This is a genomic window from Nocardia sp. NPDC050435 (genome assembly GCF_040655395.1).
Taxonomy (GTDB): domain Bacteria; phylum Actinomycetota; class Actinomycetes; order Mycobacteriales; family Mycobacteriaceae; genus Nocardia.
The window spans coordinates 342,967-364,235 of the sequence record NZ_JBFAJW010000007.1 but is presented as its reverse complement, the minus strand read 5'-3'; the positions used below and the strand labels follow the sequence as shown (position 1 = coordinate 364,235).

Genomic DNA, 21,269 nt, shown 5'->3' with positions numbered 1-21,269 from the left:
ATGAACGACGCGCGTGAATCCTGGTACGACGACGAGGCCGGGCCGGTGGTCCGGCTCTTCGCGGTCACCCGGGGCCGGTCCGAAACCCGCCGTACCGACATCGATCTGCTGACCCTGGTGGTCACCTCGGAGTTCGGGACGCTGCGCCGGCACGAACCCGAGTACGCGGCGATCGTGCGCCTGGCCCGGACGCCGCAGTCGGTGGCGGAGCTGGCCGCGCAGTTGCGGCTGCCGATGACGACGACCAAGATCCTGGTGGGCGATCTGATCGGCGACGGCGTCCTGGACTTCCGCGCCCCGGTGGCGACGCCCGAGAGCGGCGTCGGCGCGGGCGATATCGGCATGCTGCGTGCGCTGCTTGCGGGGATCCGAGCGCTGTAACCGCAGAAGTTACTTAACATTCCCCAAAGGTTTCGATCCGGCAAATTCACCCGGCGCGAGACCCATGATCGGCGAACCCGCCGGTGAACTGCCCTTTACCGGGCGATATCCAAGTCGTTAGCACCCGGAAACTGTTGCGTCAGTGCATTTTCAGTGATTAGGTGTTCACGACTCACAAGCGAGGGGGCCACCGTGCCCAGAAGTAGGCAAGTACATCGGTGATCGGCAGTAAATTCCCCCGCATCCGTACCCCGCGCACCGTGGGCGTCCGCGCCCGGCTGCTCGCCATCGTGCTCATCCCGAGCCTGGCGCTGCTGGCCACCGGCATCGGCGGCGCCGGGTACCTGGTGCAGAGCGGCCGCAAGGCCAATCGGTTCGCCGAGCTGGCGAGCGGGACCACCGCTCCGGCGATCATGATGGTCGAGGCGTTCCAGGAGGAACGCCGGATCTCGCTGCTGCACCTCGGCGGCGACAACTCCGCGGCGCCGAATCTGCCTGCCGCACGCAAACAGTCGGACCTGGCGCTCGCCGCGGTCGCGGCGCAGGGCGAGGCGGTCTCGGAACTGCGGCCGGACCTGGCCACCGACATCGACGGCTACAACGAGCTGTACAAGCAGCTGCCCGGCCTGCGCGCCGGTATCGACGCCCGGGTCCTGCCCGCGCCGCAGGTCTTCGCGGTGTTCAACCAGATCATCCAGGTCATCACGCTGGCCTCGCTGCTCGCGGCCGAAGTGGCGCCGGACGCCCGGGTCGCGGTGGAGCTCTACAAGGCCGTGCACGCGCTGCGGGCCGCCGAAGCCGTCTCGCGCACCAGCAGCCTGGGCTCGGTCGCGGTGCTGACCGAGCAGCTGCCGCCGGAGACGCTGGCCGAACTCAGCAACTACATCGGCGACGGCCGCGGCGAAGTCGCCTACGTCGGCGCGGTATTGACCGGCGTCCGCCTGGAGCAGTGGAAGCAGCTGACCGGCAGCCCGGAGTGGCAGCGCGTACTCGCGATGGAGGACGCGCTGTTGCAGCGCGGCCCCGTCCCCGCCGTCGACAGCCGCAAGACCAGTGACGTGGAACTGCCGATGGACGTCACCGAGTGGCAGACCGCCGCAGGCAAGGTGCGCACCGATCTGCTGCAGCTCTGGGAGGACCAGAGCGCGGACGCGCACGTCACCGCGACCAACTCCGGCAACGAGATCTCCCGGAACTCGGTGCTCGGCGGCGTCGCGGTGTTCTCGCTCGCCCTGCTCGCCTTCCTGGCCGCCTCGGTGCTGGCCAACCGGTTCATCGGCCGGATGAAGCGGCTGCGCCGCGACACCCTGGAGCTGGCCGACGAGCGCCTGCCCGAGACCATCCGCCAGCTCAGCAGCGGCCAGTCCGTCGAGGCCGCCGAGGTCGCCAAGCTGGACTACGGCACCGACGAGATCGGCCAGGTCGCGGACGCTTTCAACCGTGCGCACGGTGCGGCCGTCGCGGCGGCGGTCGCCGAATCCCAGACCCGCGCGGGCGTGAACGCGGTGTTCCTCAACATCGCGCACCGCAGCCAGGTCGTGGTGCACCGCCAGCTCGGCCTGCTGGACAAGGCCGAGCGCGAGGAGGAGGCTCCCGAGCGCCTGGACCTGCTCTTCGAACTCGACCACCTGGCCACCCGGGCCCGCCGCAACGCCGAGAACCTGATCATCCTCGGCGGCGAACAGCCCGGCCGGCGCTGGCGCAACCCGGTGCCGCTGGTGGACGTGATCCGCGGCGCGGTCGCCGAAAGCCAGGACTACACCCGCATTCACATCGGCCGTCTGCCCGACACCCAGATCACTGGCGCGGCCGTGGCCGACGTCATCCATCTGCTCGCCGAGCTCGCCGACAACGCCACCGCGTACTCCCCGCCGGAGTCCCGGGTCGAGATCACCGGCAACCTGGTCGGCCGGGGCGCGGCCCTGGAGATCTCCGATCAGGGCCTGGGCATGTCCGCCGAGGACCTGGCCCAGCGCAACGCGGTGCTGGCCGACCCGCCGGACTTCAGCGTCGCGGCGCTGTCCGGCGACGCCCGGCTCGGGCTCTTCGTGGTCGCGAAACTGGCTGTCCGGCACGGTATCTCGGTGCGGCTGACGGATTCCGACTACGGCGGCATCAAGGCGATCGTGCTGATCCCCGCCGCCCTCGCCACCCCGGAGGTGAGCGCCGGGCAGCCGCAGAGTTTCCAGGGGCTCGGCACGCTCCCGACGGCGGGCTCCTACGCCCAGCCCGCCGGGGTCACCGCCGCGCCCGAATCCCCCTCGCTGGCCGAGCGCCCCGGTTTGCCTCGGCGGCAACGTAATACCGGCACCTATCCTGGGAACTCATGAGCGATCCGCGCGAATCCTGGTATGACGACGACGCCGGCCCCGTCGTCCGGCTCTTCGCGCTCACCCGCGGCCGGTCCGGCAGTGCGCGCACCGATGTCAACATGCTGACCCTGGTGGTCACCTCCCCCATGGGCCGGCTGCGCCGGCACGAGCCGGAGTACGCCGCGATCCAGCACCTGGCGCGCACGCCGCAGTCGGTGGCCGAGATCGCCGCGCACCTGCGGCTGCCGATGACCACCACGAAGATCCTCGTGGGCGATCTCATCGGTGACGGCGTGCTGGATTTCCGGGCGCCGGTGGCGACGCCGGAGAACGGCGTCGGCACCAGCGACATCACCATGCTGCGGGCGCTGCTGAAAGGCATTCAGTCGCTGTAGAAAAGGCCGGGACGCCGTTGTCCCGGCCTTTCCGGCCTCAGCTCAGGCGTGCCGCCAGACGCTTGGCGTTCATGTAGGCGATCGCCTCGATCGAGACCATCGGGTTCACCCCGGAGGCGGTCGGGAAGCAGGACGCGTCCGCGACCACGACATTGGGCACCTCCCAGGTGGCGCCGTCCGGATCGGTGGCCGAAAGCTCTTGCGAGCCGCCCATTCTGGCCGAGCCCATGATGTGCAGCGCACCCATGTTGCACTGACCGGGACCGTATCCGGCGGCCTTGGCGGCGGCCGCGAACTCGGCGTGCGTGCCGCGCACGCCCGGCTCGTAGGCGACGCCGGCCTGGTGGCCGGTGAAGATCTTGTTCGCACCGGCGGCTTCGAGAATTTCGGCGGCGCCACTGATTCCGGCGTGCATGTGCGCGGCGTCGCGCGCGGACATGGTGTATTTCACGATCGCCTCACCGGCCTTGTCGACCGTCACGGTGCCGTGGTCGCGGTCGCGGGTGATGACGCCGACGGCCATGCTGTTGCGCAGGTTCAGCACGGTGTCGCGGTGCTCGGTGGCGCCGCGCCAGTTCATGAAGCCCATCAGCAGCGCCGGGTGCAGCGGGCCGGTCTCGTAGATGACGCCGTAACCGGCGCCGTCCAGATCGCGGTGCTCACGGGAGATGCGGGCCTGCAGGCCGCCCTCCCACGGACGCACCTCCTCGTCGAAGCTGCCGAACACCACCGAGGCCGGATGCAGCCGCAGGTAATCGCCGATGTTCTTGTTGCGCAGGCCCGAGCGGCGCAACAGCGCCGGGGTCTGGATGGCGCCCGCGGACACCACCACCGCGCGGGCGCGCACCGTCAACTCCGCGCCGGCGGCGGTGATCGCCCGCACGCCTTCGGCTTTGCCGTTCTTCACATCGATCCGGCGCACATCCGCGCCGACCACCAGGCGCGCCCCCCTGCCCTCGGCGTCGGCGAGCCAGGTCTTGGTGACCGACTGCTTGGCGCCCAGGCGGCAGCCGTAACCGCAGCGGCCGCATTCCACGGCGGCGTCGCAGGCGTCGGAGACGTTGCGGGGCAACGTGCCCAGGTCCCAGCCCAGCTTCTGCAAGCCGCGCTCGAGCACGCCGTCGCGGCCCGAGAGCGGCGACTTGTCGTAGGTGACGCCCAGCCGCCGCTCCACCACGTCCAGCGCGGCGCCGTACTCGTCCTCGGCGAACTGCTTCGCGCCCAGCCCGGCCCACTCCGCCCGCACGTCGTCGGGGGTGCGCAGCGAGGTGCTCCAGTTGACGACGGTGCCGCCGCCCAGGCAGCTGCCCGCGACCAGCCCGAGCTGGCCCTCGGCAGTGGCCGCCGGGCCCGCCGCGTACAGATTCGACAGGGCGTCGAGTTCGCCGTTGCCGAAATCGCCGTCGTCGTAGTACTCACCGCGTTCCAGCACAACGACATTCAGCCCGGCCTCGGCCAGCACGGCGGCCGCGGTGCCACCGCCCGCACCCGAGCCGACGATGACGACATCGCAGTCCAGCTCGGTGTTCTCGGTGTAGCGCAGCGGCGTCAGCGCGGGTTTCGGTGCGCTGTCCAGCTTTCCGGGCGGGCCGGGGTAATCCATGGCCTGCCACAACGGGTTCCGGCCGTCCGGGCCCGGGGTGCCGTAGTAGCCGAGCAGCGTCGCCTGCTTGAGCGCCTGGAAGATGGCGCGCTTGGGCGCCAGGCCGGAATCACCGAAGCGCAGCAGGAACTTCTCGCGCTCGGCCTGGTCGCGGGCGGAGAAGCGGCGCAGGCCCGCACCGGCGAGCAGACCGAGCAGCGGCGAATCCCACAGGCCCAGTAGTGTTGTGAGCTGCTTGCCCTCTTCGGGCCGCGGGTTGCCGTCGAGCAGTTGCAGCACCACGTCCGGCACGCCGAGTTCGCCCGCGCCGGGCAGGCCCTGCCCGTCGCCCGGAGCGAAGGTCTCGCAGATCAGCTCCAGCGCTGCCCGCTGACGTGCCGTAAGTTCCATGGTCTCTCCCAAACCGAGTGCCTCGCACAAGAACCAGAATGATGGCTCACATAGTTTCGCCGTTGAGGGACCCTACTCGGGCCGGTTGGATCCTGCCAGCCAACGGAGTGCAAAGATCTCGGGCTCACTTCGGGAAGTTCCGGAGACCCTCGGGACCTACTACTCGGTAATCGAGCGGACCTGCTGTTCGTACCGGGCGCGGGTCTCGGCATCGGCCGGGTGCAGCGCCCGATCACCGTTGAAGACGCGACGCACCAACTGCACGGCGCGTTCCGGGGCGGCGGCCAGGGCCACGTCGATCGGGCCGAGGTAATTCGGCACGGCCACTTCGGCTTTGCGCGTCGCGCAGGTGGACACGATGGCCGCGGCCACGTCCTCCGGATCCACGGTCGGCAACCCCTTGCCCAGCGCCATCCCGGACGACAGCCGGGTACGCACCGCCGAGGGCAGCACCGTGCTCACACTGACGCCGTGCTCGGCGAACTCCAGCCGGGTAGCGGCCGAGAGGCCGACGGCGGCGAACTTGCTGGCGTTGTACACCGCCAGCCCCGGCAGCGGGATCTTGCCCGCCAGCGAGGCCACATTGACCACGTGGCCGTGGCCGCGCTCGATCATGCCGGGCACGACCGCGCGCATGCCGTGGATCAGGCCCCACACATTGATGTCCATGATGGCGTGGCCGACCGCGTCCGATTCCGCCAGGAATGCCCCGGCGGGCATCACGCCCGCGTTGTTGACCAGGATGTCGACGCCGCCCAGCTCCGCCACCACCTTGTCCCACTGATCGCGGGCGCGCACGTCGAGCGCGAAGGCGCGGGCGCCGATCTCGGCCGCGGCGGTTTCGCCCGCCGCCGTGTCGACGTCGGCGATCACGACGTCGGCGCCCCGGTCGGCGAACAGTCGCGCGGTGGCCTGCCCGATGCCGCGCCCCGCGCCGGTGATCAGCACCCGGGCGTGTTTGAGATCGATCTCGGGGTAGCCGTGGCCGAGGATCCTCATGCGAAAACTCCTTGTTCTAGTGCCGTGCGAGTGCTGCGCAGACTGTGCCGGAAGGTGTCCAGACGACGGCCGCCGTCCATGAAGTTGGGGCCCATCACCGCGAGATCCTCGGCGGTGGCGCCGAGCAGCAGAACCTTCGTGCCCGCGGCGCGCAGGCCGGCGATCTCCGCGGTGAGCTTGGCGCTCATGCGATTACGCAGCTGGCGCTCGAGGAAGTGCCCCGGACCGGTGGCGGGCACCCGCCCGCTCGAGGCCATCGGCGCGAGCACCACCAGTTCGTCCAGGCCCTGGCCGGCGAGCAGATCCACCGAGGCCGTCGAGCCCGCGCCGCCGTCGATGAATCGCCGACCGGCGATCGGCACCGGCGGCAGCCAGCCGGGCACCGCCCAGGAGGCGCGCAACGCCGCGCCCAGCGACGCGTCCGGGGCGTGCGGGGCGCCGAACGGCACCCGCTGCCCGGTGGCGTAATCCATGCTGACCAGCCACGTCGCGGGGTGCGGCACCCAGGACCGGCCCGGGTTTAGCCGCTCGGCCAGCGTCTGCAACCAGCTCGCGTCGCCGCCGCCCTCCGGCAGCAGGCCGCTGCCCGCGGTGAGCAGGCGCTGGCCCGCCGGGGCGCGCAGCGCCAGGCGCGGCGCGCCGAGGCGCGGCTTCGGCAGCGGCGGCAGTTTGCCCGGCCCGGAGCGCATGTGCGCGGCCAGGATCGGATTCGCGCTGCTGCCCTCCTGCATGGCGACCAGTTCGTCGACCGCGATGCCGCTGCCCAGCATGGTCACGTATTCCGCGCCCGCCGAGGTGCCGATCAGCAGATCGGCCTCGCGCGGATCCCAGGCCAGCACGTCTCGCACGGCGGCCAGTGCCGCGACGATCCAGGCCGCGCCGACGGTGCCGCCGCAGCCGATCGCCAGGCCACGTCGCTGTGGCCGGTTTCCAGTACCCATGGTTCTAGACACTAACAGAATCCAAATACTGACGGTATCTGGAATCTGGGGGTACGTAGAATCACCCCATGGCCCGACTGACCCGCACCGAAAGCCAGGCACGCACCCGCGCCGACCTGGTCGCCACCGCGCGCGATCTGTTCCTGACCGAGGGCTACGCACGCACGAGCCTGGAGCGGGTCGCCGAGGCCGCCGGATACTCCAAGGGCGCGGTCTACTCCAATTTCCGCACCAAGAAGCAGCTGTGCCTGGAGGTCCTCGACCTGATTCACGCCACCAAGTTCGGCGAGGTCACCGCGCTGGTCGCCGCCGCGGACACCATGGACAACCAGCTGGCCAAGCTGCAGGAATGGGCCGAACGCACGCTCGGCGACGTCGGCTGGACCATGCTCGAATTCGAATTCGCCACCATCGCCCGGGACGATCCGGAACTACAGGCGGCGCTGGTCTCCAGCCTGGGAGCGGTGCGCGGCGCCGTTGCCGCGCAGTTGCAGACGCTGGCCGACTCCCTGGATCTCGCCCTGCCGATGTCCGCCGAGGACGCGGCCACCTCGGTGCTGAGCCTGGGTCTGGGCCTGGGCATCCAGCGCGCCATCGACCCGAGCATCTCGGCGCGGTTGATCACCGACGCCGTCCGGATGCTGCTCGAACTCGGCGCGGCGGCCCGGCCCTAGCCCGCGTAGTGCAGCGTCCACTCGCCGCGATAGTGCAGGCGGGTGACGTGCCCCGGCGGAATATCGATGCGCCAAAAGGATTTCGGCGGCGCGTCCAGCGTGACCAGCAGCGCCGCCCGGACCACCGCCGGATGGGTGACCGCGACGGTGGACATGCCCTCCGAGGCGATCTCGGCCATCCAGAACCGGGTGCGCTCGATCACGTCGCAGACCGACTCGCCGCCGTGCCCCTTGAAATTCGGATCGGTGAGCCAGGCGTAGAGCTCGTCCTGGGGCACCGACATGAGCTCGCCGCCCCGCCACGCGCCGGCGTCCAGGTCGCGGAGGCGATCATCCTCTTCCCCGGGTAGGCCCATCAGGGCGGCGGTCTCCACCGTCCGCCGCTCCGGACCGGTGAGCACGCGTGCCGCCGTCAGTCGCGTCACGGCGGCGATGGCGCGGCGGCCCGCCTCGGTCAGCGATTCGTCGACTGGAAAACGTGCCTTTCGCATCGCCTCGGTCATGCCATGGCTGACCAGGTCGAGTCTGAGCACCTTTTGCACGCCTGGAAGCGTACGGCTATCGGTAACTTGTCGGTGGCCGGGTGCAAACTGAGGTACATGGCCAAGTTTTCCACCGCCATGTTCTCCGAGGCGACCAAACAGTGGTTCGACGGCGCGTTCCCCGCGCCCACATCCGCTCAGCTCGGCGCGTGGCAGGCCATCGCGGCCGGCGAGCACACGCTGGTCGTCGCACCCACCGGGTCGGGCAAGACGCTCTCGGCCTTCCTCTGGGCGATCGATCAGCTGGCCGCCCGGGAGGAGCCGGTCGCGGGCACCTCGGTGCTGTACGTCTCGCCACTCAAAGCACTCGCGGTGGACGTGGAGCGGAATTTGCGGGCACCGCTCGTCGGCGTCACCCAGACCGCGAAGCGGCTCGGGCTCGATCCGCCCGCCATCACCGTCGGGGTGCGCTCGGGCGACACCAGCTCCGCCGAACGGCGGACCATGCAGCGCACGCCGCCCGACATCCTGATAACCACCCCCGAGTCGCTGTTCCTCATGCTCACCTCGGCGGCCCGGGAGACGCTGCGCACCGTGCGCACCGTCATCGTGGACGAGGTGCACGCCATCGCCGGCGGCAAGCGCGGTGCGCATCTGGCGCTGTCGCTGGCCCGGCTGGACGAACTGACCAGCGCGCCCGGCGCCGAGTCGGCGAGCGGGCGGCCCGCGCAGCGGATCGGCCTGTCGGCGACGGTGCGCCCGCCGGAGGAGGTCGGGCGCTTCCTGGTCGGCAACGCCCCCATCACCATCGTGAACCCGCCCGCGCCCAAGACCTTCGATCTCTCGGTGCGGGTGCCGGTCCCCGACATGACCGACCTGGGCGATTCCGACCAGCCCGGCTCGATCTGGCCGCACGTCGACGCGTCCATCGTGGATCTGGTGCTCGAACACCAGTCCTCGATCGTGTTCGCGAACTCCCGGCGGCTGGCCGAACGGTTGACGGCGCGCCTGAACGAGACCTACGCCGAACGGCTCGGCGAACCGGTGGAGACGGCGCACGCCGCCCCCGCCCAGATCGGTCCCACCACCGAGGTCAACCACGGCGCGGGCCCGCTGCTGGCCCGCGCCCACCACGGCTCGGTCAGCAAGGAGCAGCGCGCCCTCATCGAGGACGATCTCAAGAGCGGGCGGCTGCGCTGCGTGGTCGCCACCTCCAGCCTGGAGCTCGGCATCGATATGGGCGCGGTCGATCTGGTGGTGCAGGTCGAGGCCCCGCCGTCGGTCGCGAGCGGGTTGCAGCGCGTCGGCCGCGCCGGGCATCAGGTCGGCGAGATCTCGCGCGGCGTGCTGTTCCCCAAGCACCGCACCGATGTCATCCACTGCGCCGTCGCCGCGCAGCGCATGCTCACCGGGCAGATCGAGGCGCTGCGCATTCCGGCGCACCCGCTCGACATCCTGGCCCAGCAGACGGTCGCCGCCTGCGCGCTGGAACCGATCGATGTCGACACCTGGTTCGAGACGGTGCGGGGTACCGGCAGCTACGCCACCCTGCCCCGCTCGGCCTACGAATCCGTGCTGGATCTGCTCTCCGGCCGCTACCCCTCCGACGAATTCGCCGAGCTGCGCCCGCGATTGGTGTGGGACCGCGACGCCGGCACGCTCACCGGGCGGCCCGGTGCGCAGCGCCTGGCCGTCACCTCCGGCGGCGCCATCCCGGACCGCGGCATGTTCGCGGTGTACATGGTCGGTGAGAAGAACTCGCGCGTCGGCGAACTCGACGAGGAGATGGTCTACGAATCGCGGGTCGGCGATGTCTTCGCGCTCGGCGCGACCAGCTGGCGGATCGAGGAGATCACCTTCGACCGCGTCCTGGTGACCCCCGCCTTCGGACAGCCGGGCCGGCTGCCGTTCTGGCACGGCGACGGGCTGGGCCGGCCCGCCGAGCTCGGCGCGGCGCTGGGCGAATTCGTGCGCGGCGCGGGCAAATCCGGCGACACGGGCGCGGCCGACGAGTTCGTCCGCACCGCGGGATTGAACGACAACGCGACGGCGAACCTGTTCGCGCTGCTGACCGAGCAGCGCACCGCCACCGGCCAGCTGCCCACCGACAAGACGCTGGTGGTGGAACGATTCCGGGACGAACTGGGCGATTGGCGGCTGGTGCTGCACTCCCCCTACGGCCTACCCGTGCACGCGCCATGGGCGCTGGCCATCGGCGCGCGGCTCCAGGAACGGTTCGGCGTGGACGCCACGCCGAACGCCTCCGACGACGGCATCGTGGTGCGGCTGCCCGACACCACCGACGAGCCGCCCGGCGCGGAACTGTTCGTCTTCGAGCCCGACGAGATCGACGACATCGTCACCGAACAGGTCGGTGGCTCGGCGCTTTTCGCCTCCCGCTTCCGGGAGTGCGCCGCCCGCGCGCTGCTGCTGCCGCGCCGCGACCCGGGCAAACGCGCGCCGCTGTGGCAGCAGCGCCAGCGCTCGGCGCAACTGCTGGATGTGGCGCGCAAGTTCCCGGATTTCCCGATCCTGCTGGAGACGGTCCGCGAGTGCCTGCGCGACGTCTACGATCTGCCCGCCCTGCGCGACCTGCTCGGCCGCGTCGCCCGCCGCCAGCTGCGCCTGGTCGAGGTGGAGACGCCGACCCCGTCCCCGTTCGCCAACGCGCTGCTCTTCGACTACATCGGCCAGTTCATGTACGACGGCGACAGCCCGCTCGCCGAGCGCCGCGCGGCCGCGCTGTCCCTGGATTCCAGCCTGCTCGCCGAGCTGCTCGGCCGCGTCGAACTGCGCGAACTGCTCGACGCCGACATCATCGAGCAGACCGAACGCGAACTCCAGCGCCTCACACCCGAACGCCGGGCGCGGGACGCCGAGGGCCTGGCCGATCTGTTACGGCTGCTCGGCCCGCTGACACCGGCGGAAGCCGGGGCGCGCTGTGTCCTCGCGGCCGAAGATCCCGAGGCCGACCGGCCGGGCGCCGAGCCGCTCGGCACAGCTTCCCCGGGGCTCGACCTCGCGGTGGCGGGCGCGCACCACGAGTGGTTCGCGGGTCTACTGAAAGCACGCCGCGCGCTGGCGGTTTCGTTCGCGGGCCGCACCTGGTGGGTGGCCGTCGAGGACGCGGCTCGGTTGCGCGACGCGCTGGGGGTGCCGCTGCCGATCGGGACGCCGTCGGCGTTCATCGAGCCGGTTCCCGATCCCCTCGGTGACCTCGTCGGCCGCTACGCGCGCACGCACGGGCCGTTCAGCACCGAGGCGGCGGCACAGCGCTTCGGGCTCGGCACCGCGGTCGTGGCGACCGCGCTGCATCGGCTGGTCACCGAGAAGCGGGTGGTGGAAGGCGAATTCACGCCCGCCGCCACCGGCTCGGAATGGTGTGACACCCAGGTGCTGCGCCGGTTGCGCCGCCGTTCGCTGGCGGCCGCCCGGCACGAGGTGGAACCCGTGGCCACCACCGCGCTGGGCCGCTTCCTGCCGGATTGGCAGCATGTCGGCACCGGCGAGCTGCGCGGCGTCGACGGGGTGGCCACGGTGGTGGAACAGCTCGCGGGCGTACCGATTCCGGCCTCGGCCTGGGAGTCGCTCATCCTGCCCGCGCGGGTGCGCGACTACTCCCCCGCCATGCTCGACGAGCTCATGGCGACCGGCGAGGTCATCTGGTCCGGCCACGGGTCGATCACCGCCAAGGACGGCTGGATCGCCCTGCACCTGGCCGAACAGGCCCCGTTCACCCTGACCCCGCCCGACGACATCGAACTCACCGAGACCCATCTGCGCCTGCTCACCGCCTTGGGCGCCACCATCCCGGCCTGGACCCCGCTCGTCGAGGAGTCGCCCCCCGCCGCGGCCACACCGGTCGCGCTGGACGAACCGGAGGCCGCGCCGTCCCGGCGCGCACCGCGCGACGCGGCTGCCCCGGGCGCGCGGAAGGCCGCGTCCCACGACCCGGGCGCGCGGGAATCCGCTCGGGACGGCGCGGCTCTGCGGCTGCCACCGGTTCTGCAGGGTGGCGGCGCGTACTTCTTCCGGCAACTCTCCGACGCGACCGGCCTGCTGAACGACACCGCGGTCGCCGCCGCGCTGTGGGAGCTGGTGTGGGCCGGAGTGGTGGCGGGCGATACCTTCGCTCCGGTGCGGGCCCTGCTGTCGGGGACGACCCGCACCACCACCGCGCATCGCAACCCGCGCCGGGCGCCGCGCGGCCGCGCGTACCTGCCCCGGCAGACGCTGCCCACCAGGTCCGGCCCGCCCGCGGTGGCCGGGCGCTGGTCGCTGCTGCCGGATCGGGTCTCCGACAACACGGTGCGCGCGCACGCCACCGCCGACATGCTCCTGGAGCGCTACGGCGTGCTGACGCGCGGTTCGGTGCAGAACGAGGGCGTGCCCGGCGGCTTCGCGCTGATGTATCGCGTGCTCACCGAATTCGAGGACCGGGGGCGCTGCCGCCGCGGGTACTTCATCGACTCGCTCGGCGGTGCGCAGTTCTCCACCACCGACGTGGTCGACCGCCTGCGCACCTTCGATACCGACCGGATCCGCCCCGCCGACGGCACACCGCGCATCCCGCAGACCTTGGCCCTGGCCGCCTGCGATCCCGCCAACCCGTACGGCGCGGCGCTGCCGTGGCCCAAGGGCGACGGTGACGGCGGCCACCGCCCGGGGCGCAAGGCGGGCGCGCTGGTCGTGCTGGTGGACGGCGAACTGGTCCTCTACCTGGAGCGCGGCGGCAAGACCCTGCTCAGTTTCACCGAGGACCCGGACGCCCGGCAGGCCGCGGCCGACGCCCTGGCCGCGCTGGTCCGCACCCGCAAGGTCGATTCGCTCGTCATCGACAAGGTGGACGGTGAGACGGTGCACGGCAACACCTTCGCCACCTTCCTGACCGCGGCGGGCTTCTCCGCGACCCCGCGCGGCCTGCGGTTGCGCGGGCAGCCGTGACCGCGCGGGTAGTACGGTCGTCGCATGCCTGAAGGCGACACCGTGTTCCTGGCCGCGCACCGGCTGCGCCTGGCGCTGGCCGGAAAGACACTGGTGCGCAGCGATTTCCGGGTGCCCCGGTACGCCACCGTGGATCTGGCGGGCGAGCCGATCGAGGAGGTCGGCAGCTACGGCAAGCACCTGTTCATCCGTACGCCGCAGGCCAGCATCCACACCCATCTGAAGATGGAGGGCATCTGGCGCACCTACTGCGTCGGGGAGCGCTGGACCCGGCCCCGGGTGCAGGCGCGCATCGTGCTCACCACCGATGACACCGAGGCCGTCGGTTTCGCGCTCGGCAAGGTGGAGGTGCTGCGCCGATCCGAGGAGCACACCGTCATCGATCACCTGGGCCCGGATCTGCTCGGGCCGGACTGGGATGTCGCCGAGGCGGTCCGGCGGCTGGCGGCGCAGCCGGACCGCGCGATCGGGGTGGCGCTGCTGGATCAGCGCAATCTCGCGGGCATCGGCAATGTCTTCCGCAGCGAGGTCTGTTTCCTGCGCAAGGTGCATCCGGCCACCCCGGTGGGGGCGGTGCCGGATCTGGTCGCGCTGGTCAACGAGGCGCACCGGATCCTGGGCGTCTCGGCGCGGCAGCCACCGCGGCGCGAGCTCGTCTACGGCAAGCAGCGCCGGCCCTGCCCGCGCTGTGGCGCCACCATTCTGGTGCGCCTGCTCGGCGAGGCCGGGCCCGCCGACCGGATCACCCATCGGGAGCGCGGTATCTACTTCTGCCCGCGCTGCCAGCCGGAGCCGGCCGCGTAGCCCGGCCGGGTCTGTGATTTGCCGCCGCATTGCTAACACCGCACCCCCGGTTCCCGACAGCATCTGTGCCCATCGGAATTCAACAGCGCAGGAGCACCCCGACATGTTGCGGCACTCGGCAGTGGCCCGACGCCTCGCGCTTGCCGCGCAGCTCGTCGTCGCCGTGCTCGCCATCGTCGCCACGGTGTTCTTCATCTACCTGCTGCTGCACGCCGCGCCCACCCCCGGCACCTCGGACGCGCCGCGGCCCGCGATCACCGAGGGGCACCCGCACCGCGTGATGTAAAACCCTTGACGGCCCAGGCGCGCCCACTTAACTTACAACTCGTCAGTTACGACGAGGGAGTGGCGCCATGGGTGACCCGAGGCGATATGTAGTGATCGGCGGCGGCCTGGCCGGACTCGCATCCGCCGTCTGGCTGGCCGAGGCGGGCAAACAGGTCACCCTGCTGGAGCGGCGCGGCCGGCTGGGCGGGCGCACGCACGCGATGAAGGCCGAGGCCGTCGACGACCTGCCCGACAACGGCCAGCACGTCATCGCCAGCGGCTACGACCACCTGTTCCGCTACCTGGACAGCGTCGGCACCCGGCACCACGTCGCGTTCCCGCACGCGGCCACGCTGCGCTGGCCCGACGGCCGCAAGGTCACCATGCGCACCACCGGGCCGAGCGCCTGGCGCACGTTCACCGGCGCCCACCCCGACTCCTCGCCGCTGGACCGGCTGCGCGCCGCCCTCGCCACCACCCGCCTGGGCTGGCAGTGCCTGCACCAGCCCGCCGACCTCGCCGACCTCAGCTCCGAGCAGTGGTTCGAGCGGATCGGCATGCCCGCCAAAGCCCGTGAGGCGCTCTGGGATTGGCTGGCGCTGGGTGTTGCCGCCGAGCCGGTGCGGCAGGAGTCGGCCAAGGTGCTCGCCGACGTGCTCGCCACCGGGATCCGCCTGGGCTGGAAACACCGCCGCCCGGTCACCATCGGCTACCCCACCACCGACCTCGACACGCTCTACGTCACCGGCGCGCTGGAGGTCTTCGCCCGGCACGGCGTCCAGGTGCGGCATCGCGCGGTGGCCCGGCACATCCACATCAGCGGCGGACGCGTCACCGGCGTCGCGCTGGCCGACGGCTCGGTGGTACCGGCCGACGCGGTGGTGTGCGCGGTGCCGAACTCCAATATCGGCGGCCTGCTCGACGATCTGCCCGAACACGCCGAAATCTACGCCGCCGCGCAGAAACTCGGCTACACCCCGATCGTCAGCACCAATCTGTACCTGGACCGGCCGCTGGGCACCGAGGCCGAGTTCGAGGCGCTGATCGGCGGCACCGGCGTGATCGACGAGGTCTTCGACCGGCAGCGGATGACCGGGCGGAGCACCGACAAGGCGTGGCTGTACTGCCTGACCACCAGCGGCGCCTACGACCAGATCCACAAGAGCCACGACGAGGTCGTCGCCGAGCAGATGGCGCTGCTGCGGCGGTACTACCCGGCCGCGGCCGAGGCGAAAATCGTGCAGGCCCAGGTGGTTCCGATGCCGAAGGCGACCTTCTCGCAGGTGGTCGGGACGCACGGGCTGCGCCCGGACCAGCGCACCTCGATCCCGACCCTGGTGCTGGCGGGCGACTGGACCGCGACCGACTGGTCGGCGACGATGGAAAGCGCCGTGCAGAGCGCCGCGAAGGCGGTGCGGCTACTGCTCGAGCTACCGTCTGTGCCGTGACCACGCAGCGCGCCACGGCAGTGCCCGCGAAGAAGACGGGGAAACGGCGGATGCCCGCGGCCGAGCGGCGCGCCCAATTATTGGATGTGGCAAGGGATATCGCCGCCGCGGACGGGTTCGCGGCGGTCACCATCGAGCGGGTTGCCCGCGAATCCGACGTTGCCCGGGCGCTGATCTATCAGCAGTTCACCGATCTGTCGGGCCTGCTGACCACGCTGCTGGACCGCGAGATGGGCATCGCGCTGGCCGGGGTCAGCAGCGTCGACCTGGACCTCGACGACGTCGACGCGCTGGCCCGGGGCATGCTGGGCTACCTGCACGCGGCCCCGACCAGCTGGCGGATCATGCTCAGCCCGCCCGACGGCGGCCCGCCCGGCCTGCGCGAACGCCTGGAGCTGGGCCGCGCCTACGCCCGCGAGATCGGCGCCCGGCATCTGTCCCGGTTCACCGGCGTCACCGTCGACCCGAACGGCGCCACCGAGCGAATCATGCTGTGCGCCATGGAAGAACTCGCGCGCCTGCACCTGGCCGACCCGCAGCGCTACCCCGACGAGCTGTTCCTGTCCTACGTCCGCAGCCTCACCGGCTGGGCGACCGCGATGGAGAACTCCCGCTGACCCGCCTCAGCTCGCGATCTGGATGAGGTTGCCGCAGGTGTCGTCGAGGACGGCGATCGTGACCTCGCCCATCTCGGCCGGCTCCTGGGTGAAGCGCACACCCAGGCCGCGCAGGCGTTCGAACTCGGCCCGGACGTCCTCGACGGCGAACTGGATACAGGGCAGCCCGGCCTCGCGCAATCCGGCCTTGTAGGTCTTCGCGATCGGATTCTGATCGGGTTCGAGCAGCAGTTCGGTGCCGTCCGGCGCCTCCGGCGACACCACGGTCAGCCACTTGTACTCGCCGACCGGGACGTCGTGCTTCTTCTGGAAGCCGAGCACCTCGGTGTAGAACTTCAGCGCCTTGTCCTGGTCGTCGACGAAGACGCTGGTTACCGCGATCCGCATGAGTGTCAGTCCTTTTCGTGAGGTAGCGGTCAGCCGTCCGAGGGCACCGGCTCGAGGATCTCCGGGCGCGGTTCGGGCGCGGCGATCCGCAGGGCGTCGGCCGCGGCGTCGTCGGGCTGGGTCTGGGATTCGATCTCGGCGTCGACCCGGGCCAGGTAGGTGCGAATCTCGCGCTCGACGTCGGCGTCGTCCCAGCCGAGCATCGGCGCCACCAGCTGGGCCACCTCCTCGGCGCAATCCCGGCCGCGGTGCGGGTACTCGATCGAGATGCGAGTGCGGCGGGCCAGGATGTCGTCCAGGTGCAGCGCGCCCTCGGCGGCGGCCGCGTAGACCGCTTCCACCCGCAGGTAGGACGGCGCGTCCGTAATCGGCTGCAGCAGTTCGGGATAGCCGTCGGCCAGGGCGATGACCTCGTCGATCAGCGAACCGTAACGATTGAGCAGGTGCTTGATCCGGTACGGGTGCAGGCCGTACTCCTCGGCCAGCTGCACCGTCTGGTTGACCAGCGCGTAGTACCCGTCCGCGCCGAGCAGCGGCACCTTCTCGGTGATCGACGGCGCGACCTTGTCCGGAATATCCTGCGCCGCTTCGTCGACCGCGTCGTAGGCCATCACCCGGTAGGTGGTGTACTTGCCGCCCGCGATGGCGACCAGGCCCGGGGCGATCCGGGCGACGGCGTGCTCGCGCGAGAGCTTGGAGGTGGAATCGCTCTCCCCCGCCAGCAGCGGCCGCAGTCCGGCGTAGACACCGTCGATGTCCTGGTGGGTGAGCGGGGTGACCAGCACCTGGTTCACGTGGTCGAGCAGGTAGTCGATGTCGGCCTTGGTCGCCGCGGGGTGGGCCAGGTCGAGATTCCAGTCGGTGTCGGTGGTGCCGATGATCCAGTGCGCGTCCCACGGGATGACGAACAGCACCGAGGTGGGCGTGCGCAGGATGATCGCGGCGTCGCTGATGATCCGGTCGCGCGGCACCACGATGTGCACGCCCTTGGACGCGCGCACATGGAAATGCCCGCGGGCGTGTGCGAGGGCCTGGAGTTCGTCGGTCCAGACGCCCGTCGCGTTGATCACCACGTGCGCGTGGATCTCGCCGGTGGCGGCGTCGTCGCTGTCGCGGATCTTCACGCCGACCACGCGGTCGGCCTCGTGCAGGAATCCCACCACCTGGGTGGAGGTCCGGATGACCGCGCCGTAGTGCGCGGCGGTGCGGGCCACCGTCATGGTGTGCCGCGCGTCGTCGACCACCGTGTCGTAGTAGGTGAGCCCGCCGATGAGCGCGTCCCGGCGCAGTCCGGGCGCCAGCCGCAGCGCGCCGGAACGGGATAGGTGATGCTGGCCCGGAACCGATTTCGCGCCGCCCATGCGGTCGTAGAGCATCAGGCCGGCGGCCACGTAGGGCCGCTCCCAGACCCGGTGGGTGAGCGGGTAGAGGAACTTCAGCGGTTTGACCAGGTGCGGCGCCAGCGAGGACAGCGCCAGCTCGCGCTCCTTGAGCGCCTCGCGCACCAGCCCGAACTCCATCTGCTCCAGGTAGCGCAGGCCGCCGTGGAACATCTTCGAGGACCGGCTCGACGTCCCCGAGGCCAGGTCGCGCGCCTCGACCAGCGCGACCCGCAGCCCGCGGGTCGCCGCGTCCAGCGCGATGCCCGAGCCGACCACGCCACCGCCCACCACGACCACGTCGAAGTGTTCCTTGCCGAATCGCTCCCACGCCTCACGGCGCTGCTGCGGGCCGAGGAACTGGGTTTCCGGTTTCTTGGTCATGCTCGACTCCTCTGGTGGTGACGGCACAAGATCGAGCTCCGGCTACAGGCTAAGCGAGGAACCCGTGTCGTCACGATCTTGACGCGCGGACTCGGGAACGTTTAGTAGCCTGCACCAATGCGTCGCTATGTGGCCGCCATCGATCAGGGCACGACTTCCTGCAGGTGCATCGTCTTCGACCGGCAGGGCCGCGTCGTCGGGGTGGCCCAGAAGGAACACGAGCAGATCTTCCCGCGGGCTGGCTGGGTCGAGCACGATCCGGAGGAGGTCTGGCGCAATACCGACCACGTCATCGGCGAGGTGCTGAAAAAGCACGATCTGACCGCCGCCGACATCGCCGCGGTCGGGGTGACCAATCAGCGCGAGACCACCGTGGTGTGGGAGCGGGCGACCGGCAAACCGATCTACAACGCGATCGTCTGGCAGGACACCCGCACCGGCAAGCTCGTCACCGAACTCGGCGGCGACGAGGGCCCGGCCCGCTACCAGGCCCGCACCGGGCTCCCGCTGTCCACCTATTTCGCCGGGCCGAAACTGCGCTGGATCCTCGACAACGTCGAGGGCGCCAAGGAACGCGCCGAGGCCGGCGAGCTGTGCTTCGGCACCATGGACAGCTGGGTGCTGTGGCACCTCACCGGCCTGCACATCACCGACGTCACCAATGCCTCGCGCACCATGCTGATGGATCTGCACACCCTGCGGTGGGATTCGGAGATCTGCGCGGAGTTCGGCGTTCCCGAATCGATGCTGCCGGAGATCCGTAGCTCGTCCGAGGTCTACGGCGAGATCGAATCCGGTGCACTGCAAGGCATTCCGGTGGCGGGCATTCTCGGCGACCAGCAAGCCGCCACCTTCGGCCAGGCGTGCCTGTCCCCCGGCGAGGCCAAGAACACCTACGGCACCGGCAATTTCATGTTGCTCAACACCGGCACCACCCCGGTACTGAGCAAGCACGGGCTGCTCACCACCGTCTGCTACCGGCTCGGCGACCAGGAGGCGGTGTACGCGCTGGAGGGCTCGATCGCGGTCACCGGTTCGCTGGTCCAGTGGTTCCGCGACAACCTCGGCATCATCGGCTCCGCCGACGACATCGAGCCGCTGGCCCGCAGCGTCGAGGACAACGGCGGCGCCTACTTCGTGCCCGCCTTCTCCGGGCTGTTCGCCCCGCGCTGGCGGCCCGACGCGCGCGGCGTGATCGCCGGGCTCACCCGCTTCGTCAACAAGGCCCACCTGGCCCGGGCGATCCTGGAGTCCACCGCCTTCCAGACCCGCGAGGTGGTCGACGCCATGCGCGCCGACGCCGAATCCGAGCAGCTGGATCTGGAACTGACCACCCTCAAGGTGGACGGCGGGATGACCGACAACGACCTGCTCATGCAGTTCCAGTCCGACATCCTCGACGTCCCCGTCGTGCGCCCGGTGGTCAAGGAGACGACCGCCCTGGGCGCCGCGTACGCCGCGGGCCTGGCGGTCGAGTTCTGGGCCGACACCGACGACATCCGCGCCAACTGGGCCGCCGACAAGACCTGGGAACCGGCCATGTCGGAGGACGACCGCGAAGAACGCCTGAAGGAATGGAACAAGGCGGTCGAGCGCACCTACGACTGGGTCGACTGACGCTCAAGCGGCGGCGCGCGCCAATCTGTCGACCGCCTCGGTCAGGGTGGTGGCGTCGGAGGTGGTGAAACACAGGCGCATCGCGGATCGGTGCCCGCCGTCGACCGCGAAGGCCGCGCCGGGAACGTAGGCGACACCGGCGTCCAGGGCGCGGGCCAGCAGCTCCTGGGTGTCGGTGCCGTCGGTGAACTCGGCCCAGACGAACATGCCACCGGCCGCGTCGGTGCAGGTCAGGCGGTCACCGAAGCGATCGCGCAGGGCGTGCACCAGGGCCTTGGCCCGGTTGCCGTAGGCGGCGCGGACCGCGGCCACGTGCGCGTCGAGCCAGGGCTCGTCGGCCAGCACCTCGGCGGTGATCTGCTGGGTCAGCGCCGAACCGCAGAGATCGGCGCCCTGCTTGAGCAGTTCCACGCCGCCGAAGACGCTGGGCGGGGCGATCATCCAGCCCGTGCGCAGGGTCGGCGCGACGATCTTCGAGGACGACGACAGCCGGATCACATTGCGCGAGTACGTCGCGACCGGCGCGGGCGCGGGGTGATCGAAGGACAGTTCACCGTACGGGTCGTCCTCGATGACCCAGAAGCCGTGCGAGTCGGCGAGTTCGGCCAGCGCCTGCCGCCGGGCGAGGCTCATCGTCACACCGCCGGGATTGTGGAAGTTGCTCACCGTGTGCACCAGCGCGGGCTTGTCCCCGGTGGCGAGCAGGTCGGCCAGCAGGTCGACGCGCAGGCCCTCGGCATCCATCGGCAGCGCGACGATGCGGGCGCCCGCGGCTCGGAAGACCTGCAGCGCACCGACATACGCGGGATCCTCGACGACCACCAGGGCGCCCGGATCGAGCAGGACCTCGGCCAGCAGCGACAGGGCCTGCTGCGAGCCGTGCGTCACGAAGATCTCCGACACCGCGACCGGGCGGCCGAGTCGCGCCGATTCGCGGGCGGCCAGCACGGCGCGCAGCGGCGCCCAGCCCGGCGACTCGGTGTATTGCAGGCAGCCGGGGCCCGAGAGGGCGGTGGCGGCAGCGGCGGCGAGGCGCTCGCGCGGCATCAGCGCGGCGTCGGGCAGGCCACCGGCCAGGCTGATCACCTCCGCGCGGGAGGTGAGTTTCAGCAGGTCACGAATGGCCGAGCTGCGCAGGTTTCCGAGTTTGCCCGCGAGCGGTGGGATCGTCGGCGACATCGGAGTACCTCCCTGGTAACGCGCTATCAGCGTCACCAGAGTCGCACAGGGCTACCAATATATGAA

General features: G+C 70.8%; 17 protein-coding genes. 10 read left to right on the top strand and 7 right to left on the bottom strand.

Translation table 11 applies throughout. The annotated features are described in order from the left end of the window. The 3 genes from AB0I43_RS23225 (at position 1) to AB0I43_RS23215 (ending at position 3,088) form a co-directional block, all read left to right on the top strand. Complete coding sequence (locus AB0I43_RS23225) at positions 1–381, top strand: DUF742 domain-containing protein (RefSeq protein WP_356974002.1); 381 nt, start codon at positions 1–3, stop codon at positions 379–381. Positions 382–599: 218 nt separating this feature from the next. Next, positions 600–2,711 (top strand): ATP-binding protein, encoded by a 2,112-nt coding sequence (locus AB0I43_RS23220; RefSeq protein ID WP_356974001.1) that lies wholly within the window; start codon positions 600–602, stop codon positions 2,709–2,711. Then, entirely contained in the window at positions 2,708–3,088 is a 381-nt protein-coding gene (locus AB0I43_RS23215) for a DUF742 domain-containing protein (RefSeq protein ID WP_356974000.1), read from the top strand. Before AB0I43_RS23220 ends, AB0I43_RS23215 begins: the two co-directional genes overlap by 4 nt. Positions 3,089–3,125: 37 nt before the next feature. Here AB0I43_RS23215 and AB0I43_RS23210 read toward each other — a convergent pair whose 3' ends face one another. The 3 genes from AB0I43_RS23210 to AB0I43_RS23200 all read right to left on the bottom strand — a co-directional run bounded on the left by AB0I43_RS23210 (position 3,126) and on the right by AB0I43_RS23200 (position 7,021). Continuing rightward, positions 3,126–5,081 carry a GMC family oxidoreductase N-terminal domain-containing protein gene (locus AB0I43_RS23210; protein ID WP_356973999.1) on the bottom strand — a complete coding sequence of 652 codons (1,956 nt, stop codon included), beginning with the start codon at positions 5,079–5,081 and terminating at the stop codon, positions 3,126–3,128. Positions 5,082–5,240: 159 nt separating this feature from the next. Beyond that, positions 5,241–6,080 (bottom strand): SDR family oxidoreductase, encoded by an 840-nt coding sequence (locus AB0I43_RS23205; RefSeq protein ID WP_356973998.1) that lies wholly within the window; start codon positions 6,078–6,080, stop codon positions 5,241–5,243. Continuing rightward, positions 6,077–7,021 carry a patatin-like phospholipase family protein gene (locus tag AB0I43_RS23200; RefSeq protein WP_356973997.1) on the bottom strand — a complete coding sequence of 315 codons (945 nt, stop codon included), beginning with the start codon at positions 7,019–7,021 and terminating at the stop codon, positions 6,077–6,079. Before AB0I43_RS23200 ends, AB0I43_RS23205 begins: the two co-directional genes overlap by 4 nt. Before the next feature lie 68 nt (positions 7,022–7,089). Here AB0I43_RS23200 and AB0I43_RS23195 point away from each other — a divergent pair, with 68 nt between their 5' ends. Next, the gene (locus AB0I43_RS23195) at positions 7,090–7,695 is read left to right on the top strand and encodes a TetR/AcrR family transcriptional regulator (RefSeq protein WP_356973996.1); all 606 of its coding nucleotides are present in this window, start codon (positions 7,090–7,092) and stop codon (positions 7,693–7,695) included. On the opposite strand, the gene AB0I43_RS23190 is transcribed toward AB0I43_RS23195, so the two are convergent. Further along, positions 7,692–8,237 carry a histidine phosphatase family protein gene (locus AB0I43_RS23190; protein WP_356973995.1) on the bottom strand — a complete coding sequence of 182 codons (546 nt, stop codon included), beginning with the start codon at positions 8,235–8,237 and terminating at the stop codon, positions 7,692–7,694. The two genes, AB0I43_RS23195 and AB0I43_RS23190, sit on opposite strands and share 4 nt — an antisense overlap. A gap of 57 nt (positions 8,238–8,294) precedes the next feature. Between AB0I43_RS23190 and AB0I43_RS23185 the strand changes: the two genes are divergently transcribed. The 5 genes from AB0I43_RS23185 (at position 8,295) to AB0I43_RS23165 (ending at position 16,257) form a co-directional block, all read left to right on the top strand. Continuing rightward, on the top strand, positions 8,295–13,121 hold the full coding sequence (locus AB0I43_RS23185; protein WP_356973994.1) for a DEAD/DEAH box helicase: 4,827 nt from the start codon (positions 8,295–8,297) through the stop codon (positions 13,119–13,121). A 24-nt stretch (positions 13,122–13,145) separates the two neighbouring features. Then, positions 13,146–13,925 (top strand): DNA-formamidopyrimidine glycosylase family protein, encoded by a 780-nt coding sequence (locus AB0I43_RS23180; protein ID WP_356973993.1) that lies wholly within the window; start codon positions 13,146–13,148, stop codon positions 13,923–13,925. 103 nt (positions 13,926–14,028) lie between these two features. Continuing rightward, on the top strand, positions 14,029–14,211 hold the full coding sequence (locus tag AB0I43_RS23175) for a hypothetical protein (RefSeq protein WP_356973992.1): 183 nt from the start codon (positions 14,029–14,031) through the stop codon (positions 14,209–14,211). A gap of 67 nt (positions 14,212–14,278) precedes the next feature. Next, positions 14,279–15,640, top strand: a complete 1,362-nt coding sequence (gene hpnE, locus AB0I43_RS23170; protein ID WP_356973991.1) for a hydroxysqualene dehydroxylase HpnE — start codon at positions 14,279–14,281, stop codon at positions 15,638–15,640. Continuing rightward, positions 15,637–16,257 carry a helix-turn-helix domain-containing protein gene (locus tag AB0I43_RS23165; protein WP_356973990.1) on the top strand — a complete coding sequence of 207 codons (621 nt, stop codon included), beginning with the start codon at positions 15,637–15,639 and terminating at the stop codon, positions 16,255–16,257. Before hpnE ends, AB0I43_RS23165 begins: the two co-directional genes overlap by 4 nt. A 6-nt stretch (positions 16,258–16,263) precedes the next feature. Here the strand turns inward: AB0I43_RS23165 and AB0I43_RS23160 are convergent, their stop codons facing one another. Further along, complete coding sequence (locus AB0I43_RS23160; protein WP_356973989.1) at positions 16,264–16,644, bottom strand: VOC family protein; 381 nt, start codon at positions 16,642–16,644, stop codon at positions 16,264–16,266. A gap of 29 nt (positions 16,645–16,673) precedes the next feature. Beyond that, positions 16,674–18,407, bottom strand: a complete 1,734-nt coding sequence (locus tag AB0I43_RS23155; protein WP_356973988.1) for a glycerol-3-phosphate dehydrogenase/oxidase — start codon at positions 18,405–18,407, stop codon at positions 16,674–16,676. 117 nt (positions 18,408–18,524) lie between these two features. Between AB0I43_RS23155 and glpK the strand changes: the two genes are divergently transcribed. Then, positions 18,525–20,024, top strand: a complete 1,500-nt coding sequence (gene glpK / locus AB0I43_RS23150; protein ID WP_356973987.1) for a glycerol kinase GlpK — start codon at positions 18,525–18,527, stop codon at positions 20,022–20,024. Positions 20,025–20,027: 3 nt separating this feature from the next. On the opposite strand, the gene AB0I43_RS23145 is transcribed toward glpK, so the two are convergent. Continuing rightward, on the bottom strand, positions 20,028–21,203 hold the full coding sequence (locus AB0I43_RS23145; RefSeq protein WP_356973986.1) for a PLP-dependent aminotransferase family protein: 1,176 nt from the start codon (positions 21,201–21,203) through the stop codon (positions 20,028–20,030). Between the last annotated feature and the right edge of the window lie 66 nt (positions 21,204–21,269).

Excerpts from the sequence above, each read along its gene's own strand:
- hpnE (WP_356973991.1), top strand. The coding sequence starts at position 14,279 with ATGGGTGACCCGAGGCGATATGTAGTGATCGGCGGCGGCCTGGCCGGA.
- AB0I43_RS23175 (WP_356973992.1), top strand. The coding sequence starts at position 14,029 with ATGTTGCGGCACTCGGCAGTGGCCCGACGCCTCGCGCTTGCCGCGCAG.
- AB0I43_RS23185 (WP_356973994.1), top strand. The coding sequence starts at position 8,295 with ATGGCCAAGTTTTCCACCGCCATGTTCTCCGAGGCGACCAAACAGTGG.
- AB0I43_RS23160 (WP_356973989.1), bottom strand. The coding sequence starts at position 16,644 with ATGCGGATCGCGGTAACCAGCGTCTTCGTCGACGACCAGGACAAGGCG.
- AB0I43_RS23180 (WP_356973993.1), top strand. The coding sequence starts at position 13,146 with ATGCCTGAAGGCGACACCGTGTTCCTGGCCGCGCACCGGCTGCGCCTG.
- AB0I43_RS23225 (WP_356974002.1), top strand. The coding sequence starts at position 1 with ATGAACGACGCGCGTGAATCCTGGTACGACGACGAGGCCGGGCCGGTG.
- AB0I43_RS23200 (WP_356973997.1), bottom strand. The coding sequence starts at position 7,021 with ATGGGTACTGGAAACCGGCCACAGCGACGTGGCCTGGCGATCGGCTGC.
- AB0I43_RS23210 (WP_356973999.1), bottom strand. The coding sequence starts at position 5,081 with ATGGAACTTACGGCACGTCAGCGGGCAGCGCTGGAGCTGATCTGCGAG.
- AB0I43_RS23205 (WP_356973998.1), bottom strand. The coding sequence starts at position 6,080 with ATGAGGATCCTCGGCCACGGCTACCCCGAGATCGATCTCAAACACGCC.
- AB0I43_RS23215 (WP_356974000.1), top strand. The coding sequence starts at position 2,708 with ATGAGCGATCCGCGCGAATCCTGGTATGACGACGACGCCGGCCCCGTC.
- glpK (WP_356973987.1), top strand. The coding sequence starts at position 18,525 with ATGCGTCGCTATGTGGCCGCCATCGATCAGGGCACGACTTCCTGCAGG.
- AB0I43_RS23195 (WP_356973996.1), top strand. The coding sequence starts at position 7,090 with ATGGCCCGACTGACCCGCACCGAAAGCCAGGCACGCACCCGCGCCGAC.
- AB0I43_RS23145 (WP_356973986.1), bottom strand. The coding sequence starts at position 21,203 with ATGTCGCCGACGATCCCACCGCTCGCGGGCAAACTCGGAAACCTGCGC.
- AB0I43_RS23155 (WP_356973988.1), bottom strand. The coding sequence starts at position 18,407 with ATGACCAAGAAACCGGAAACCCAGTTCCTCGGCCCGCAGCAGCGCCGT.